This window comes from Carnobacterium sp., assembly GCF_040274945.1.
Classification (GTDB): Bacteria; Bacillota; Bacilli; order Lactobacillales; family Carnobacteriaceae; genus Carnobacterium_B.
The window spans coordinates 21,480-39,090 of record NZ_JBEMAR010000007.1 but is presented as its reverse complement, the minus strand read 5'-3'; the positions used below and the strand labels follow the sequence as shown (position 1 = coordinate 39,090).

The following is a 17,611-nucleotide window of genomic DNA, read 5'->3' as shown; positions in this document are numbered from 1 at the left end:
ATCAGTGTGTGGCGTCATTTGTAAATGAATTATGTGTTTTTAAAACGCACAAAATTTTGTTTCATAATACGTTTTACCATCTGAAATAGAATCTATGGAGATGATAAAAAATGGAAAACGAAACAAGATTGCCAAGAAACGGTAAAGAATTTTTACTATTTTTAGGTGTTATATCAATTATTTCAGTAAATATTATTGCCCCTATTATTATGGCTTTTGAATTTGGCGGGATGACTAAAGAAGTTTATATGATGGCTTTAAAAACAATGCCATTTATCTGGATTTGTGTAGTTCTGTTGGAAGGGCTACTTGTTGAACCTTTGGTAGAAAAACTTGTTGGAAAATTCACTAAAAAAACAGATAGCTTTAATGCTCATATTTTATTCAATATCTTATTTAGTGTAACGATTCTTTCCTTTTTACTAACAATAATTGGAACATGGATTGGGACAAGAACCATCAGTTTAGATCCAATCAGACATTTATTCTTAAATTGGCCAAGAAACTTTTTCATTGCGCTTTGGGTTGAAACATTGATTGCGCAACCGATTGCACGTTTTGTAATGAAAAAATTCCACGAAAAACAAAGCGATACTATCGCAAAAACCGAAAAAATATAATTTATTGAATTTAAAAAGACTTGTTAAAGGGAATAAACACTTTAACAAGTCTTATTTTATTTCTTCCATTATTAACTATCTCAAGATCAAAGTGGTTACCCATTAAAATTCTATTCAGAAATGGTTAATGTTACTGTACCAAAATGGTCAAACTCTCCCTTATAGATACCAGCAGTTAACGCTTGAGGCATAAAAAAAGTACCAGAAGAAATAAACATACCAGGCTGGAGTGAAAGACCTTGTTCACTTAATTTTTTTAGCAGCCATTCTATTGCTTTTACCGGATGCCCCATAACAGTTCTTGATGAGTCTTGTGCAATGATTTGTTCATTATGAATCAATCGACCTTGTATATTGTCTAAATCTTCATATGTAGCTTTTTTTGATGAACCATAACAAACATACCCGCCTACTGCCCCGTCTATACAAACTTGCTCTTTAGACATTTTTGGAAACCAATCCTGAAAACGAGAATCTGGTACCTCCAAACCTGGTGCTACTGTAGTCTTTTTAAGAATATCCTCAATTGAATCTTCAGAAGAGAGTTCTTCTTGAACAAGAAAGACTAGTTCCAATTCTATTAATGCATGAGCTGTATCTTTTGATAACGAAAGGCTGTTACGAACCCGATTACTTGTTAACTGTCCATATAACGGTTCAGAAGCTTCAAAAAGAGCTTGCGTTTCTGGACTTGTCATACTAATTTTATACCCTTGAAGTTTTTCGCCATTGTGTTCTTTGGCTGCTGTAAACAAGTGTTGCATAGTGTAAGCTTCTTCTAAACTAATATTTTCAGGGAATATAGCTTTGTCTAAAGAGTCCACATCTTGATAAGCAGGATAAAGGGTATGATTTACGAATGCTGAATGTACGATGACAATTCCTCCAATCTATTTGTTATCTATTTATAATCTGATTGCCATTATATCATGTAAAAACAAAAATGGTAACACAAACGAATACTTTATTTCTAACGGGTACCTCTTTTTATAAAGTATGGAAACTTTTTAAATTATAATGTGAAAGAAAAAGAGTCACTCCTTTTCAGAAGTGACTTTTTTTAATTAAGAATAAAGCGCCTATTCATAGTATGTTAACCTTAATCATTCTGCCAACTTTTTCTTGTAGAACATATCCCAGTAAATTTTACCTAATCCAATATTTCTACGGGTTATTAGATGGCATTTTCTTAAATCTTTGTCTTTGTGTTCATACAAACCATAACGGTATAAATTTTGTTTAAGTTCATTTATTAGTGGGCTATTCACATTTTCTAAGGAAATTAAGAGGAATAAAGAAGAAAGAGTTAGTCTGATATAATAATCTTTAAGTATGCGTGTATCGATTGTAGAGTCTTGTACTAATAGATAAACGGCATGTTCTAGTGCAGTTAAACCGGTTAACTTCCCTTTGTTTTGTAAGACTCTTATTGGCAAATGGCGACTGAGGTAATAGTGGTAATGAGGTGGCGGGCTGTAAATAATGGTTTGGCTTTTGAAGAAACATTGTATAACTACTAATAAATCTTCATAATAACTTATTTTTTCATCAAAACGGATAGTGGGGTAAGAGTTAAATAAGTCTAATTTAAAGAGTTTATTACATAAAAAACCATAAGCTCTAGTTTGAGCTAGACAGAGTTGAATGGCTTCATTTTTTGATATCATTCTTGTTTCATCAGGTCCAGGAACGAGATAGAGTTCTGAAATAGTATCTTCATAATATCTGCAAGTAATCATGTCAGCATTAAATAGTCTATTTGTCGTGATAAGACGTTCCAACATTTCTGCGTCAATCCAATCAACAGCATTAATGAAGCAAATATATTCTCCTTGAGCACGAGATAGCCCAATGTTCTTTGCAACAGAAAGATTACTGTTCGGAATGTGGGTAACAGTGAATCTAGAATCATTTTTAGCAAATTTTTCACAAATTTCACCACTTTTATCAATTGAACCAATATCAATTAAAATGACTTGCAACTGATGGTAAGTCTGACCTTTAATACTTTGTAAGCACTTAGTCAATGATTTTTCAACATTACGAATTGGAACAACTATTGAAATCATAACGTTCCCTCCCAACTTTAATAGTTTGATTAGACGGATTAAGAATCGGTTTAAAAAATAGTAGCCATTTGTAAGGGCTCACATTAAGTTTACGAATTTATGGACTATTGTCAACAATTAACAATTAAACAATATGATTAGCTTTATGAACAAGCAATAAAGCCATGAGGGTTGACTGAATGAATCCATCCTGCTAAATTAAAAGAGAAATGGGGTGGAGTGTATGGAAGAATATATTTATTTACTAAGTTGTTACAATCACTTAGAAGGAACCCGTATCCTGTTGCGACCAATCGTTTTGTCGGATGCGGAAGATATGTATGAATATGCTTCTGACGAAGAAACTGTTCGTTTTGTTTTTGAAAAGCATCAGAATGTAGAAGAAACGAGAAAAAATATTGCTAATTATTTTATGAAAGAACCTCTTGGGAAATACGCCATTGTATTGAAAGAAACTAAAAAGATGATTGGTACAATTGATATAAGGTTGAAGGAAGAAAAGAATAGTGCGGAGATTGGATACACATTAAATAAAGATTATTGGGGAAATGGATATATTACAGAAGCAGGAAAAATGATTCTTGAGCTGGGTTTCGAAACATTAGGACTGGAACGAATTTTTGCTTACCATGATAGTGAAAATCCATTGTCAGGAAAAGTGATGAAACGTTTAGGTATGACTTATGAAGGAACGTTAAGGAAAAATAGAATCCACAAAAATCGATATATAGATGATGTTCATTACTCTGTTCTCAAACAAGACTATTTATCTTAATTAGTTTTCGTACTAGTATAGAGCTGTGAAACTAATCCTTTTCAAAAAATTTATAGTGGAAGGTTAACTTATAGAAAGAAGGTTAAGAAATGAATACATTTACTCAGGCAACATCCATGGATCAAGTTATCCAATTTATTAACGAAAATCCTCTTGCTTTTGTTTATATTTCAAGAGAAGACTGTGGAATTTGTCATGCTGTTCAGCCGCAAGTACAAAGCATGCTAAAAGAATTTCCATCTATTCGACCAATTCAAGTCAATGCAGATACTATTCCTGAAGTGGCTAGCCAATTCACAGTGTTTACTGTTCCATCATTATTGTTATTTAGTGAAAGGAAAGAAGTTATCCGTGAAGCACGATTCGTTGTAATGGATGAATTGCATAAGAAGTTTCAACAAGTTACTGAAAATTTTGCAAATAGATAAAGTAGCCTCCCTCTCTAAGCTGTATTCAATCAGCTAGAAAGTGAGGCTATTTTAATCAAGAAGTTACTGTTTATCTTGAATTAATCCTTTTAATGATTGTGGATCGATAGGCGGATTGCTTAGGACTGCAAGCACTTCATCTAAATCAGGCTCTACATTCCAAGTTAAAATGCCTACGGGAAGATCATCCTCTAAGTAATAAACTACTTTACCATTCCCGACTTCATCAATTATTGTAGTTAAGGAAGAGTCTAGTGTACCGATTGCTTTCCACGAAATAGAAAAAACAACAGAATAGAAGTAAGGTGTATATGCATAAGGCTCATTTGAACCAGCCATTGCTTTACCGGCTGCTTTACCAGATTTTCTGGCATGATCCACATGTTCGATACGAGTTCTGCCCAAAATTTTATCCGGATAATAGGCAATATCACCAGCAGCCCAAATATTTGGATCAGTTGTACGCAATTGTTCATCAACGTACACACCATCTTCTACTTTAAGGCCACTATTTTCAGCTAGTGAAACACGAGGTGAGACACCTAAGCCAATAACAATCGTATCGCCTTCAACAGTAGACCCATCATTAAGTTGGAGAATAAACTTTCCATTTTCTTTTGTATAAGAATCAGCACGTTTGCCATTTAAAAGGTTCACGCCAGCTTCGCGGAAAGAATTTTCATATTCTTTTGCTAGTACACTCGGAAACTGACTTCCTCCTAACACTTCATCAGGATAAATAAGTGTCACTCTAGTATTGTTTTGAACTAATCCAGCGGCTAGCTCTGATCCAATATATCCACCGCCTACAATTATAACATGTTGGTTATTTCCTGAAAAATCGCGCAAATGTCGGTAATCTGACCGTTCTCTAAACAAAATCACATGCTCATCATCTGGACCATCAATTTTTTTTGGTTCTCCACCGGTAACGAGTAGCAATTTTTTATAACCAATTGATGTTCCGTCTTTTAACTGAACTCTATGTTGGTCTCGTTCAATAGCGGATACGGTTGTATTTAATCTCAGTGTAGTATTTTTTGTTTCTTTTGTCGTATTGAGAGCAACTTGATCTTCAGTAAAGGTTGAATCAGTCCATAATTTTTTAGTTAAAGCTGGACGTGTATAGGGTTCATCAGTATCAGCGGAAAGAATACCGATACTGCCAAATGAATCCTGTTCACGAATTCCTCTAGCAGCTGTATCTGCTGCCATTCCGCCACCTATAATTAAATAGTCGTAGTATTTAGCCGTAGCTTGAGGATTCAGTTTTTCGTTCGTGTAATTTGCCATTAGTTATTCCTCCATTTTGGTTATTAGATAGTTGCCACAGAACCAGAGTCTACGCGATAATTTGATCCATTCACAAAAGAAGCTTTCTCTGAACAGAGGAATGCAATGACTGCAGCTACTTCTTCTGTTTGACCGCGACGTTTGAGCTCCATATATGGTCTTTTTTTATCAAGAAAAGACTGAATAGCTTCATCTTTTGAAACAGACAATTCTTCAGATCGTTTCTCCATCATGGCATCCGTCATGGGTGTTTCAATAAAAGCAGGTGAAACAGAGTTGACTAATAGTCCTTCTCGGGCATATGTTCGAGAAAGCCCTTTTGATAATGCTAGGATTCCGGCTTTTGCACAACAATAAGGGATTTCATCATCGTAAGGTTGCACCGCATCTTCTGAGGCAACGAAGACCAGTCTTCCCCAACCGCCAGCTCTTAAATCAGGTAAAAATTCTTTTACTAAACGGACAGGGCCAAGCAGGTCAACTTCAATGGTATTAGTCCACCCTTCATCATCCAATTCGTGAAAAAGTCCTTGTGCACCTGTGATGCCTGCAGATTGGACCAATATATCGATTTTTCCAACTTCTTCAGCAATTTTTTGATGAATTCTTTTTAAGTCTTTTATACTTGTAATATCTCCGGGATAACTGAAAACATTTTTTACGTGTCCTAGTTTTTCGACTGCTTGAGTCAATTTATCTGGCTCCTTATCGGTAAGAATAACAGTAGCTCCTTCTTCTAAGAGGACACGTGCGGTCTCCCAACCAATACCTGAGTCAGCTCCGGTAATCAATGCGGTTTTTCCTGAAATACCCAGATCCATAATTGTTCCTCCTCATATATGATGGTTCAATTAGTTTAAGTGTATCCATCATCATTTAGAGTGAAATCAAAATAATGTTCTTCTACAAATAAACTATAATTTAGTTGCTTTTATACATGAAGATAAGCATTAAAATAAAAAAGCACCAATAAGGAAATCCCTCTATTGATGCTTTCATTTCTTCAATCTAGAAAATCACTTTATTTATAGAGGTGTAGTGTCGTCTTCATCTTCAACAGTAACATCTCCATGTGTTTGTACATCTAAATTCTCTTTACGAACGGTATCTGTAACTTCTTTTACATCTTCTTTTGTTTCTTTATTGACTGTCACTTCATCTGTCACAACGGAACGTTTGTTAACGTCAATTTGTTCTTCAGTTACTGGTATAACAATTGTTTCTTCATCTAGTTCAAGAGATTCCTCAACAGGAGTACTATCTGTTACGGGATGTCTTTCAATGGTTACTTCTTCGTGTTTAACAGGCACATCGACAGTTTTTGTTTCTTCATCAACAACTTTATTGATGTTCACTTCGCCAGTTTGAACTTCTGTCGTACCAACATCTAAACGCTCTTCTTTAAGTTGAATTCTTTCTTCATTTGTTAATGCAGTATCTTCTGTTTCAGTATCCAACGTTGAATAATCAGTCGTGTCTAGTGTGTCAACGGTATCTACAGTATCTATTGAATCTGAAGGAAGAACAGGAGTAGTAGGAGTATCTGTTGCATCTGTTGCTCCAAATGGGGTGCTGTTATCAAAATCTTCAGCTCCAGGTTCTTCGGCAAAGTCATCTACCAATACTACAATAGAGCCATTTTTGATATCATCCTTATAGCTGCTCAAGACTGTCTCATCTGCTTCGTAGCCCTCATCTGTGGTATCAACATTTGCATTTTCAGCTTCATCATCGCTCATTGTAAAAACATTTTTTACTTTGTCCATGAAGGATTCATCGCTTTTATCATTTCCTTCATTCTTGTCTGCATGCTCAGTTGAGACACCTACATCTAAATCATTAGGTAAAGTATCAGCCGTTTCTCTATTTGTGACGAGTGTAATTAAGTTTTTATCGTAACCTTCTGTAACAACTTCATCAATAGCGATTCTTGCTTCTTCTAACGTGAGGTAACTTCCTTTTACAAATTTACTCATAATATTCTATTCCTCCCTAAGATTTATTTTGTATGATTCGTAATCATTATATAAAATAAAAAGAACTGAATGCAAAGGAAAGGGCTTAGAATAAAAAAACGGTTGCAAGCGATTCATTTACTTAAACAATGTGATATAGAGCATTAAATTCTTAAACATACCTATAATATGATTAATGGAATGAGAGGCTTAACAAGTAAGAATAAAAAAGATCATCACAGTTTTGTTTGTGAAATCACTTTACGAACTTCCTCTAAGGAATGTGTTGCAAAATCGCCTGTTTTGAACATAACACTAACAAATAAAGCATCTATTAAACTTAGTTGTGTGATACGAGAAGTTAAGGCCTCAGAGCGGTAGTCCGTTTCTTCAGCGGTTGATAGCAACAAAGCATCTGCGAACTTCGCTAAGGGAGAAAGGGAGTAACTCGTAATAATAATCGCTTTGGCTTTTTTTTCTTTAATAATTTCAGCCAACTGGATCGTGTCTTTTGTGATACCAGAATGGGAAATGATAATAGCGCAATCATTTTCCGTCAAACGAGAAGCTTGCATCATTTGGATATGACTATCTTGGGTATACATAGAGTTTAGCGGAGTACGCAAAAATTTATGATAAGCGTCCATTGCAATAATACTAGAGCCACCAACGCCAAAAAAACCGACCGTTTTAGCAGCGGTTAAAAACTGGACAGCTTTAATGAGATCTTGCTCATCTAATAATTTTTTTGTGTCAATTAAGGATTTGATATTGGAATCGAAAACTTTTTGTGCCATCAGTAATTCATTGTCTTCTTTAGAAATATTCTCGTGGATAGACAAAGAACTCGATACTTTTTCTGAAGCTAAGGCAATTTTGAAATCTTGAAACCCGTTATAACCTAAGCGTTTACAAAATCGAAAAAAAGTAGCATCTGCAACTTGGATTGTATCTGAAATATTGCTGATGGTTCCATGCATCACTTCTTCAGGATGGAGAAGAATGAAATCTGCAATCATTTTTTCTTTGCTGCTTAAATCGCGGTAAATCGATTTGATTTTTAAGTTAATATCTTGCGTTTTCATATTTTCACCTGCTTAAAATAGTTTAAATAAGTATAGCATAAAACTAAAAAGAAAAAATATTTTTTTTAATGGTTGAAAAAAGAAAAAATATTCCGTATACTAAAACCACAAATACATAAGGAGTGGTGAAATTGGAAATTGGATTAGTTGGATTAGGAAAAATGGGTTACAATTTAGCCTTAAACTTACAAAAAAATGGGCATCATGTCATAGGTTACGATAGTTTCGAAGCAGCAAGAAAACAAGCGGATGCAAGTGGAATCAAGACCGCGAAAGACTTAAAAGAACTGGTTACTAGTCTTAAACAAACTAAAATTATTTGGATTATGGTTCCAGCAGGAGAACCATTAGAAACTGTTTTAAGTGAAGTTAATGAGTTGTTGGAATCAGATGATATCATCATTGACGGAGGAAACTCACATTACAAAGATTCTATCCGACATGCTAATGTGTCGGCAACAAAGGGCATCCATTTCTTAGATATGGGAACATCGGGTGGTACGAGCGGTGCTAATGCTGGTGCGTGTTTAATGGTTGGAGGTAACCCAGAAGCATTTGCAGTAATTGAACCGGTTTTAAAAGGTATCTGTGTGAAAGATGGGTATCTATATACTGGAAAATCTGGTAGTGGACATTACTTGAAAATGGTTCACAACGGTATAGAATATGGCATGATGCAAGCGATGGCTGAAGGTTTTGAAGTTGTCGAAAAGAGTGAATTCGAATATGATTTAGCTGATGTATCAAAAGTCTGGAATAACGGATCAGTTATTAGAAGTTGGTTAATGGAACTGGCAGAAAGTGCCTTTCAAAAAGACGCTCACCTTGATGAAATAAAAGGAATTATGCAATCTTCGGGTGAAGGGAAATGGACAGTAGAAGCAGCTTTGGATGCAAAAGTTCCGACGCCTGTGATAGCACTCTCTTTAATGATGCGATACCGTTCTTTAGAGGAAGATACTTTTACAGGAAAAGTAGTCGCAGCCCTTAGAAATGAATTTGGTGGACACGAGGTTACAAAGAAATAAGATAGTAAAAAAGAGTTGTTATTTCATAATTTGAAATAATAACTCTTTTTTATTTAACAGATTACATACTATTGTTTTAAAACTTGTCAATTTCCTTTTGACAAGTTTGTATTCATCATTCGTTGTAAGCGGAAACAAACACTTGTAAGATTATCCTATCAAAGAAATAAAGGAATTCAAGGAGGAAACCAACATGGAAGCTGTAAATAGTAAAGAAAGAATAAAAGATAAAACAACCATTAAAGTTGGAGCACAAAAAGTAGGGACTTTTTTAAGTAATATGGTCATCCCAAATATAGGAGCCTTTATAGCTTGGGGAATAGTTACAGCATTATTTATTCCTAATGGGTATTTGCCAAATGAGAAACTTGCTGAATTAGTAACACCTATGATTACTTACTTACTGCCATTATTGATCGGATATTCTGGTGGGAAAATGATTTCGGGTCACCGTGGAGGTGTAGTAGGAGCAGTAGCATCAATCGGTGTTATCGTTGGAACGGATGTGCCAATGTTTATCGGCGCAATGATTATGGGGCCATTCGGTGGCTGGGCAATTAAAAAGTTTGACGATATGTTTCAATCTAAGATAAGAGCTGGTTTTGAAATGCTGGTCAATAACTTTTCTAGTGGGATCATTGGTTTTATATTAGCCATTATAGGATATTTAGGAATTGGGCCCATCGTTTCAAACATAATGGCTTTTTTAGGAAATGGAATCGAATTCATGATCAATGCAAACTTATTGCCATTGGTTAATCTGTTTACTGAACCTGGTAAAGTTATCTTTTTAAACAATGCAATCAATCATGGAATTTTAGGACCACTTGGCGTTGAGCAAGCAGCTCAAACAGGAAAATCAATATTGTTTATCTTATCTGGAAATCCTGGTCCTGGTTTTGGAGTTCTATTAGCATACATGTTATTTGGTAAAGGAACAGCTAAAGCTTCTGCACCAGGTGCTGCAATCATCCAATTTATTGGAGGGATACATGAACTGTACTTTCCTTATGTGTTGATGAAGCCTTTAATGATTTTGGCAGTCATGGCCGGTGGAGTTGCGGGAACGTTAACATTTACACTATTTGATACCGGTTTAGTAGCTACTGCGTCTCCTGGCTCAATTATTTCAGTCATTGCGATGACGCCTAAAGGTGAATACTTGCAAATCTTAGCTGGTGTGTTAGCATCAATTGTTGCGTCCTTTGTTGTTGCAATGCTCATTTTAAAAGCAGACCGTTCTGAAAGTGAAGACTTTGAAAGTAATGTGACTAAAATGCAAGGAATGAAAGCTGAGTCAAAAGGTGTAGCTCTAAATACAGTTTCTGATAGCCCCGTAACTGAATCTGAAAGTATTGGACAACCGATTTCTTCCGCAAATGTTAAACGAATTATTTTTGCTTGTGACGCAGGAATGGGTTCCAGTGCTATGGGAGCATCCATTTTGAGAAATAAAGTAAAAAAAGCCGGTCTAGAAATACCGGTTACGAATTCGGCCATTAGTGATTTGGAAGATGAACAAGGAACGTTAATTATTACGCAAATTGAATTAAATGCTAGAGCACAACAAAAAACACCAAGCGGAGTGCATGAAACAGTCGATAATTTTTTAAGTAGCCCTAAATACGATCAAGTTATCGAAAGTTTACTCCGTTCTTGATGATAGAATAAAAGAGTAAGAAAAAAGAGAGCAGGAACGAGGGAAAGAAATGCATTTTTCAATAAAAGAAAAGCAACTATTGGAATTGCTTTTACTGAATAAAACAGGAATTTCTTTAGAGGTCTTGGCTAGAGAACTGGAAGTGAGCAGTCGAACAATTTATCGTGAACTTGCTCTAGCTGAAGATACGCTATCTCTTTATCAGATTGCTCTTAATAAAAAGTTAGGTACTGGTTTTTATTTAAGTGGTGAAATAGAAGAGTTAAACCGATTGAAAAAAGATTTACTAAATACAGACCTTATCTTTGATTCAAAAGATCGTCAGAGTTATTTGATTTGTCAGTTGCTGTTGACAAAAGAAAACGTCAAATTAATAGGTTTAGCACAAGACTTTAATGTTAGTCCGGGAACAATCAACAATGATTTAAGCAAAATTGCAGAAATTATTGAAGGATTCCAAATGACTTTACAACGAGGGAAAGGTAAAGCTGTTTCCATTAAAAGCGATGAAGAAGCTTTGCGACTGATCGTCAGTGGGATCATTACCAGCAAATTGAATGAATACGAATTTTTTAATCTTTTTCAAAATGAGTATGATGAGGAGCACTTTGAAAAAATAAAGAAAACGAGAATGCCGTTTTTATCTTTCCTAACTTACCATTATTTTAAAATAGCCGTTCAGGCTACCTTTCGGATGAAGCAACACTTTTTTGAAGATATATCAAATAGTGGTTTAATGCAATTTATTGTTATTTTAACCTTAACGATTATGCGTTTATCCGAAGACAAACAACTAGAAGACATTCATTTTGAAGAAAAAGAAAACTCTATTCTCACTAATAACATAACGGATTATGTGATTAAAGATATTTCTCAAGAAACGGAGTTGCAATTTTCAAGATCAGAACGAAGTTTTTTAAAAAAGGCTGTAAATGGTGTGCGTTTTTTTCAAAAACAAGATTTGTTTTCAACAGACTATAATATGGAATTAACTTACCAAGTTAAGCATTTTATTCAGTTTGTTGAAACAGAAGTTCACTGGGAATTTAGCAAAGACCATACGCTGTTTTCGGGTTTGTTGACACATATGGAAGCTTTGCTAAATCGTACATTTACACCAGTTCTTCAAGTAGAAGATAGTCTTTACGTAACCATCCGTGAACGGTATCCAGAAATTTATAAAGGTGTAATAATAGGGTTAGCAAGTGTCTATCCAGATAAACGTTTTTCAGAAAATGATTATATTTATTTGGTTATTCATTTTGCTTCATCTTGGGAAAACTACAAAAAAATATACGGTTTAAAAGCAATGGTCATTTGTACTAGCGGAATTGGGACCTCGAGGATCTTAGAAAATCGATTGAATAAAAATTTTTCTGAGTTAAAAGAAATAACGGTGGTTTCTCTCTCTGAGGTAAATGACTATAAATTAACTGACTTTGACTTTATCTTTTCAACAGTTTTATTGCCACATTTTTCGGTACGTTACCACTTGATCACGCCCATGCTTTTGAGTGAAGAATTAGTTAAGATCAAAGGATTAATCGATGAGTGCATTGATCAAAAAAAGGATTACAGATTGACCGATTCGATAAAAGAAATAAACAAACAAAGTAGCGAAAAGATACCTACAGAAAAAACGTTAAAAGAAATCCATCATTTAACTAAAACCGCATTAGGTATCTTAAATTATTTCTCCATTGAGTCTATTAATGGGAATCAACCGCTAGAAGAAACGTTGTTAGGAATTTGCCGACAACTTCAAGATATTGGGGTTTTAACAGAAGCTGAAAATGTGCAACAAAAGTTAATCGAACGAGCGAATGTTGCTCCGGTAGGCATACCTAGAACTCAAATGGGGCTTTTTCACGTGAGAAATGCTCATGTTGCTTCTAGTTATTTTGGAATTTATGAATTAGAACAAGAAGTCCCAATTGTAGGAATCGATAGGAAAGATATGCGATTGAAAAGAGTATTGATAATGGTCGCACCTTATCCGTTAAATGTAGTTGAACGCGATTTATTAGGCTTAGTCAGTAGTATGCTAATCGAAAATGACAGTACTACAGCTTTGTTTGATAAGGGCGAGGAAGAAGCAATTCGAAAGAAGATTGAAAAGGAATTTAAAACCTATGTGTTAAGAAAGACTCATTAAAACTAGAGGAGTGAATGAATATGGCAACATTAACCAAAGAATTGATTGAATTAGGAGCAACAGCTGAAACTAAAGAAGAGGCTATTCGTTTAGTAGGTAATTTATTAGTTGAAAACGATGCAGTAAATAAGGATTATATTGAAAGTATGTTGGAGAGAGAAAAGACTGTATCTACTTACATGGGAAATTTTATTGCTATTCCTCATGGTACTGATAGTTCAAAAAAAGATATCTACAAAACAGCTATTTCGGTAGCGACCTTCCCAAATGGAATTGATTTTAGCGAAACAAGCGATGAAAACAAAGTCTTTGTTTTGTTTGGAATCGCAGGCAAAGGCGACGAGCACTTAGACTTGTTATCTTCTATTGCTATCTTTTGTTCAGAAATTGAAAATGTACAAAAGTTGATTAAAGCCGATACACCAGAAGAAGTGATTGAATTATTAAAAACTGCAAATGAATAAGGCTTAATAAAAAAGAGTGAGATATAAATTTTAGTAATTAAAAAAAAGGAGATGCTATAAAGTCAATGTCATTGGCTATAAAGTAGCTCCTTTTTTTGATGGTTACAAAAGAAATAAAGTTTAATACAGCGAGTGGGTTCATTTGATATTATAAGATATAAGAGGAGAAAGTTAGTTAGAAGGAGAATTGAAAATTTGGCTTAAAAGCTTTAGCAATTCTACTATAGGATAAAGACCTATAAATAGAAGTATAGTTTTTTTGCATTAATCGCTTGTTTTGAATAAACTGTAATTAGTAAGCGCTATTAAATTAGTATAAATTGAGGAGATAATTCTTTTAACAGTAAACTAACAGAATGAATCATACGTTTTTGTCATTCGTCAATAGTTGGTAAGTTACTTATACGAGGAGGAATTGCTATGGAAAGATTAAAAATGCATCAAACAGATCGAAAAAAGGCCAGTAGTATGAAAGATTTGCATTTAAAGAAGCTGAAAGACCAAGTTGTTGTCATTACAGGTGCTTCTAGCGGAATTGGTTTAGTTACAGCACGAATGGCTGCGGAGAAAGGTGCAAAAGTTGTTGTGGCTGCAAGGAACGAAGATGCTTTGCAGAAATTAGTAGAAGAATTGAAAGGAAAAGGCCATTCAGCTATTTATGTTAAAGCAGATGTTGGAAAAGAGGAAGATGTTAACGCAATTGCTGAAACAGCTATAAGAGAATTTGGTCGCTTTGATACATGGGTCAATAATGCGGGAATCTCCATTTTCGGCCATTCAATGGACGTAAGCACAGAAGATATGAGGCGTATGTTTGAAACAGATTTTTGGGGTGTTGTTTACGGCAGCAAGGCAGCTGTAGAACATTACAAGAACCGTAAAGTGCCTGGGGCATTGATTAATGTAGGGGCCTTATTTGGTGATAGAGGAACTACAATTCAATCAACCTATGCTGCTGCTAAATTTGCTGTACATGGATGGACTGAAAGTATTCGCATGGAATTGGAAAAGGAACATGTGCCTGTTTCTGTAACATTGGTTCACCCAGGTAGAATTGATACACCTTATAATGAGCACGCTATGAGCTATATGGATAAACAACCAGGTCATAGAGGAATGATTTATCCGCCTGAAGCCGTAGCAGAAGCTATTTTATATGCAGCTGAAAATCCAAAAAGGGATTTATTTGTTGGTTCTCAAGCCAAGATCTTTATGATGTTGGGACGAGCATTCCCGCGTTTCACAGATAAATTAGTAGAAAAAGTAATGTACCCTACTCAACATCTAGATAGACCATCTAATCCCCCAGAAGAAAGCGGATTGTACCATGCGGGATATGGTTTACATGAGAGAGGAACTAAAGAAGGCTGGGTTCGCTCAAACAGTTATTATGTAAAAGCAGCTAAACATCCGATCATTACAACAGCTGCGATTACTGGAGTAGGAGCATTGCTTTTAATGGCTGCTAAAAAGAAAATATAAATATAAATAAAAGGCGGTAATACAAGTCTCATAATAGACTTGTATCACCGTCTTTTTGTGCATATTTGAGTGTCTTAATAGTAAGAAAAGTAAAACAATACTTGAAAGGCTCTGTGGAAAATTAAAGTGTTAAAGTTGGTGAAAGCTTCTTTAAACTTTGTTATATTGTTAGCTGATTTTAGAAACGCGGAAGTAATTATTTTTTTAACTTGATCAGATAAAAGGTATACTGTTAGCAAGAAGACTAATTCAGTTGCTTATATAAGAATATCAACTGTTTATGGGGTGAAAAAGATGTTCACAGATAAAAGGTTAACAGAAGCTTACAAAAATGCTAAAGTAGAAGAATTTGATGAGGATTCAAAATATATTTTCTTTAGTGATGTCCATCGAGGTAATGGGAATATAGCAGATGAGTTCACACGAAATCGAAATATCTTTCTTCATGCTTTAAAGTATTATTATAAACATGGATATACTTATGTTGAAGCAGGAGATGGAGATGAACTGTTAGAATACTCTGACTTTATTTATACAAAAAATGCACATAGTGAAGTGTACGACATTATCAAAAAGTTTTTTGATGATGATAGATTAATTAAATTGTATGGCAATCATGATATTGCTTTAAAAAATCCAAAGTTTGTTGAAAAGAATTACTATACAAATTATGATGAATACACAGAGGAATTTTTTGATTTCTTAAAAGGACTTAAGCCTATTGAGGCGCTTGTATTAAGGTACAAAAAAACGGGACAAGAAATTTTGACTGTACACGGTCACCAGGGTGATGCGCCTAATGATCAATTTGCTTTTTTTACTATGTTATCTTTAAAGTTTTTTTGGCGTTTTCTTCATGGATTTGGCATTAGAAATCCTTCGAGTCCAGTAAAAAATGTAACTAAAAGACATAAAATCGAGAAAAATTTTGGGAAATGGATAAGAAAGAATAAAATAATGCTCATTTGCGGTCATACACATCGATTTAAGTACCCTAAAGATAAAGATCTTCCCTATTTCAATACTGGTTGTTGCGTTTATCCAACGATTATTACCGGAATTGAAATAACTGAAGGGCAAGTTCGATTAGTACGTTGGGAAACTAAAGTAAGTAAAAAAGGTGTCTTAACTATTGAAAAAGATACCATGCGAGGGCCAGAGCCAATTGAAGAATTTGACATGCGGTTAGAAGGATGGAATAGAAACAATATCACAGAAAGAGTGGATTAAATTTAAGATAATTAAAGCTATAGTAAAAAGTTAATCTTTTTATTTCAATGTTTACAGAGTATGAGGGAATAAATTCAATAAGTTTTTAAAATTGGAATAACAAACCATCTAAAATGTAGAAGCTGCTCCAGAGATGCTAAAAGGTTTTGATTTTAAAGTAAACAACCAGTAGTGAAAGAACTTTTTTTGATTTTTTATGTAAACAAGAGTATACTGCTATAAGTGAAAACACAACGTATAAGAGGGAGAGCTTCTCCTTATTATACGTTGTGTTTATTATATTGTCTCATCTCATACCACTTAATACTAAGCGATTGAGGCATCGTAAATTTGTTTGATGGATTCTTTTAGTAAGTCGTTGTATTCATCATCTGATTGACTGGCACTTAATCCTTCAGATAAAGCTCTTGAAAAACTAGCAATTAGTCCCTGATTATGAGTTAAAGCTTCATTAGCTTTTTCACGTGTATAACCACCAGAAAGGGCCACTACTCTTATCACTCTAGGATGATCGATCAATTCTTTATAGAAATTATCAATTGTCGGGATAGAGAGTTTTAGCATAACATTATCTGATTCGCTTAAGTTATCTAGTTGAGACAGGATTTCATCTTTTAAAAGAGCTTCAGACTTCTCCTTATCTTTACTGTTAATATCCACTTCTGGTTCAATAATTGGCACAAGTCCTGCTGAGATAATTTGTTTGCCGACTTCGAATTGTTGGTCAACAACTTTTTTAATAGCTTCAGGATTGGCTTCTTTAATTAATGAGCGCATTTTTGTTCCAAAAATATGGCGTTCATTTGCTCTTTTTAACAATTCATCTAAGTCAGGGTTAGGTTTCATTAACTGAACACCGTCAGTTTCTTCTGCTAATCCTTTATCGACTTTTAAGAAAGGGACAACGCCTTTCTTTTCCCATAAATAATCGGCTGTATAAAGGTCTTCGACTTTGCGATCCATTGTTTGTTCAAATAAAATAGCCCCTAAGATTGAATCAGAATTAAAAGCAGGAGAAGTCATAAGACGAGTTCGCATTTCGTGAACTAAATCAAACATTTCATCTTCACCTGAATAGGCGCTAGGTGCAATGCCGTATAGTTCTAGAGCATTTGGTGTACTTCCACCGCTTTGGTCCAGTGCTGCAATAAAACCTTGTCCGTTTTTCATACGTTCGAATTGTTCTTTTTGCATAATTTCAGCTCCTTAGATTATTTTTTAGAACAATAAATAGGAAAGCTCAACCCATTGAATGGGCAATGAACCTTTCATTAATTAGTATAGCACTCAATGTTTTAAATTGAAAAAATAAGCTATTATAGGGCACTTTTCCTTCGAATGATTGGTTAAGAAAGGAAAAGCAATAG

Annotated in this window: 16 protein-coding genes; 9 read left to right on the top strand and 7 right to left on the bottom strand. The window is 34.6% G+C overall.

Features of this window, described 5'->3' with window-relative positions; translation table 11 throughout:
• The first annotated feature begins 110 nt into the window (after window positions 1-110).
• The gene (locus tag ABS916_RS08515; RefSeq protein ID WP_350451482.1) at window positions 111-620 is read left to right on the top strand and encodes a DUF2798 domain-containing protein; all 510 of its coding nucleotides are present in this window, start codon (window positions 111-113) and stop codon (window positions 618-620) included.
• Window positions 621-730: 110 nt separating this feature from the next.
• On the opposite strand, the gene ABS916_RS08510 is transcribed toward ABS916_RS08515, so the two are convergent.
• Together ABS916_RS08510 and ABS916_RS08505 are read right to left on the bottom strand one after the other, a co-directional pair.
• A complete protein-coding gene (locus ABS916_RS08510) occupies window positions 731-1,444 on the bottom strand; it encodes a 2-keto-4-pentenoate hydratase (protein ID WP_350451481.1) in 714 nt (237 codons plus the stop codon).
• Between the two features lie 279 nt (window positions 1,445-1,723).
• A complete protein-coding gene (locus ABS916_RS08505; protein WP_350451480.1) occupies window positions 1,724-2,689 on the bottom strand; it encodes a glycosyltransferase family 2 protein in 966 nt (321 codons plus the stop codon).
• 223 nt (window positions 2,690-2,912) lie between these two features.
• Between ABS916_RS08505 and ABS916_RS08500 the strand changes: the two genes are divergently transcribed.
• Together ABS916_RS08500 and ABS916_RS08495 are read left to right on the top strand one after the other, a co-directional pair.
• Window positions 2,913-3,464 carry a GNAT family N-acetyltransferase gene (locus ABS916_RS08500; RefSeq protein WP_350451479.1) on the top strand — a complete coding sequence of 184 codons (552 nt, stop codon included), beginning with the start codon at window positions 2,913-2,915 and terminating at the stop codon, window positions 3,462-3,464.
• Between the two features lie 89 nt (window positions 3,465-3,553).
• Window positions 3,554-3,892: a thioredoxin family protein gene (locus ABS916_RS08495; protein WP_350451478.1), complete on the top strand. Its 339-nt coding sequence runs from the start codon at window positions 3,554-3,556 to the stop codon at window positions 3,890-3,892.
• A gap of 63 nt (window positions 3,893-3,955) precedes the next feature.
• Here the strand turns inward: ABS916_RS08495 and ABS916_RS08490 are convergent, their stop codons facing one another.
• The 4 genes from ABS916_RS08490 to ABS916_RS08475 form a co-directional block, all read right to left on the bottom strand.
• Window positions 3,956-5,185, bottom strand: a complete 1,230-nt coding sequence (locus tag ABS916_RS08490; RefSeq protein ID WP_350451477.1) for an NAD(P)/FAD-dependent oxidoreductase — start codon at window positions 5,183-5,185, stop codon at window positions 3,956-3,958.
• A 23-nt stretch (window positions 5,186-5,208) separates the two neighbouring features.
• On the bottom strand, window positions 5,209-6,006 hold the full coding sequence (locus ABS916_RS08485; RefSeq protein WP_350451476.1) for an SDR family NAD(P)-dependent oxidoreductase: 798 nt from the start codon (window positions 6,004-6,006) through the stop codon (window positions 5,209-5,211).
• A gap of 204 nt (window positions 6,007-6,210) precedes the next feature.
• Window positions 6,211-7,161: a YsnF/AvaK domain-containing protein gene (locus tag ABS916_RS08480; protein WP_350451475.1), complete on the bottom strand. Its 951-nt coding sequence runs from the start codon at window positions 7,159-7,161 to the stop codon at window positions 6,211-6,213.
• Window positions 7,162-7,376: 215 nt separating this feature from the next.
• The gene (locus tag ABS916_RS08475) at window positions 7,377-8,225 is read right to left on the bottom strand and encodes a MurR/RpiR family transcriptional regulator (RefSeq protein WP_350451474.1); all 849 of its coding nucleotides are present in this window, start codon (window positions 8,223-8,225) and stop codon (window positions 7,377-7,379) included.
• 131 nt (window positions 8,226-8,356) lie between these two features.
• Between ABS916_RS08475 and gnd the strand changes: the two genes are divergently transcribed.
• From gnd to ABS916_RS08445, 6 genes are all read left to right on the top strand, one after another.
• Window positions 8,357-9,253: a phosphogluconate dehydrogenase (NAD(+)-dependent, decarboxylating) gene (gene gnd, locus ABS916_RS08470; protein ID WP_350451473.1), complete on the top strand. Its 897-nt coding sequence runs from the start codon at window positions 8,357-8,359 to the stop codon at window positions 9,251-9,253.
• A gap of 193 nt (window positions 9,254-9,446) precedes the next feature.
• Window positions 9,447-10,913 carry a PTS mannitol transporter subunit IIBC gene (locus ABS916_RS08465; RefSeq protein ID WP_350451472.1) on the top strand — a complete coding sequence of 489 codons (1,467 nt, stop codon included), beginning with the start codon at window positions 9,447-9,449 and terminating at the stop codon, window positions 10,911-10,913.
• 49 nt (window positions 10,914-10,962) lie between these two features.
• A complete protein-coding gene (locus tag ABS916_RS08460) occupies window positions 10,963-13,068 on the top strand; it encodes a BglG family transcription antiterminator (protein WP_350451471.1) in 2,106 nt (701 codons plus the stop codon).
• A gap of 20 nt (window positions 13,069-13,088) precedes the next feature.
• Complete coding sequence (locus tag ABS916_RS08455) at window positions 13,089-13,532, top strand: PTS mannitol transporter subunit IIA (RefSeq protein ID WP_350451470.1); 444 nt, start codon at window positions 13,089-13,091, stop codon at window positions 13,530-13,532.
• 420 nt (window positions 13,533-13,952) lie between these two features.
• Window positions 13,953-15,014 carry an SDR family oxidoreductase gene (locus ABS916_RS08450; protein WP_350451469.1) on the top strand — a complete coding sequence of 354 codons (1,062 nt, stop codon included), beginning with the start codon at window positions 13,953-13,955 and terminating at the stop codon, window positions 15,012-15,014.
• A 294-nt stretch (window positions 15,015-15,308) separates the two neighbouring features.
• Window positions 15,309-16,244 carry a metallophosphoesterase gene (locus tag ABS916_RS08445; RefSeq protein ID WP_350451468.1) on the top strand — a complete coding sequence of 312 codons (936 nt, stop codon included), beginning with the start codon at window positions 15,309-15,311 and terminating at the stop codon, window positions 16,242-16,244.
• Between the two features lie 306 nt (window positions 16,245-16,550).
• Here ABS916_RS08445 and ABS916_RS08440 read toward each other — a convergent pair whose 3' ends face one another.
• Window positions 16,551-17,438, bottom strand: coding sequence for a fructose bisphosphate aldolase (locus ABS916_RS08440; RefSeq protein WP_350451467.1), 888 nt, complete (start codon window positions 17,436-17,438; stop codon window positions 16,551-16,553).
• Window positions 17,439-17,611 lie beyond the last annotated feature (173 nt).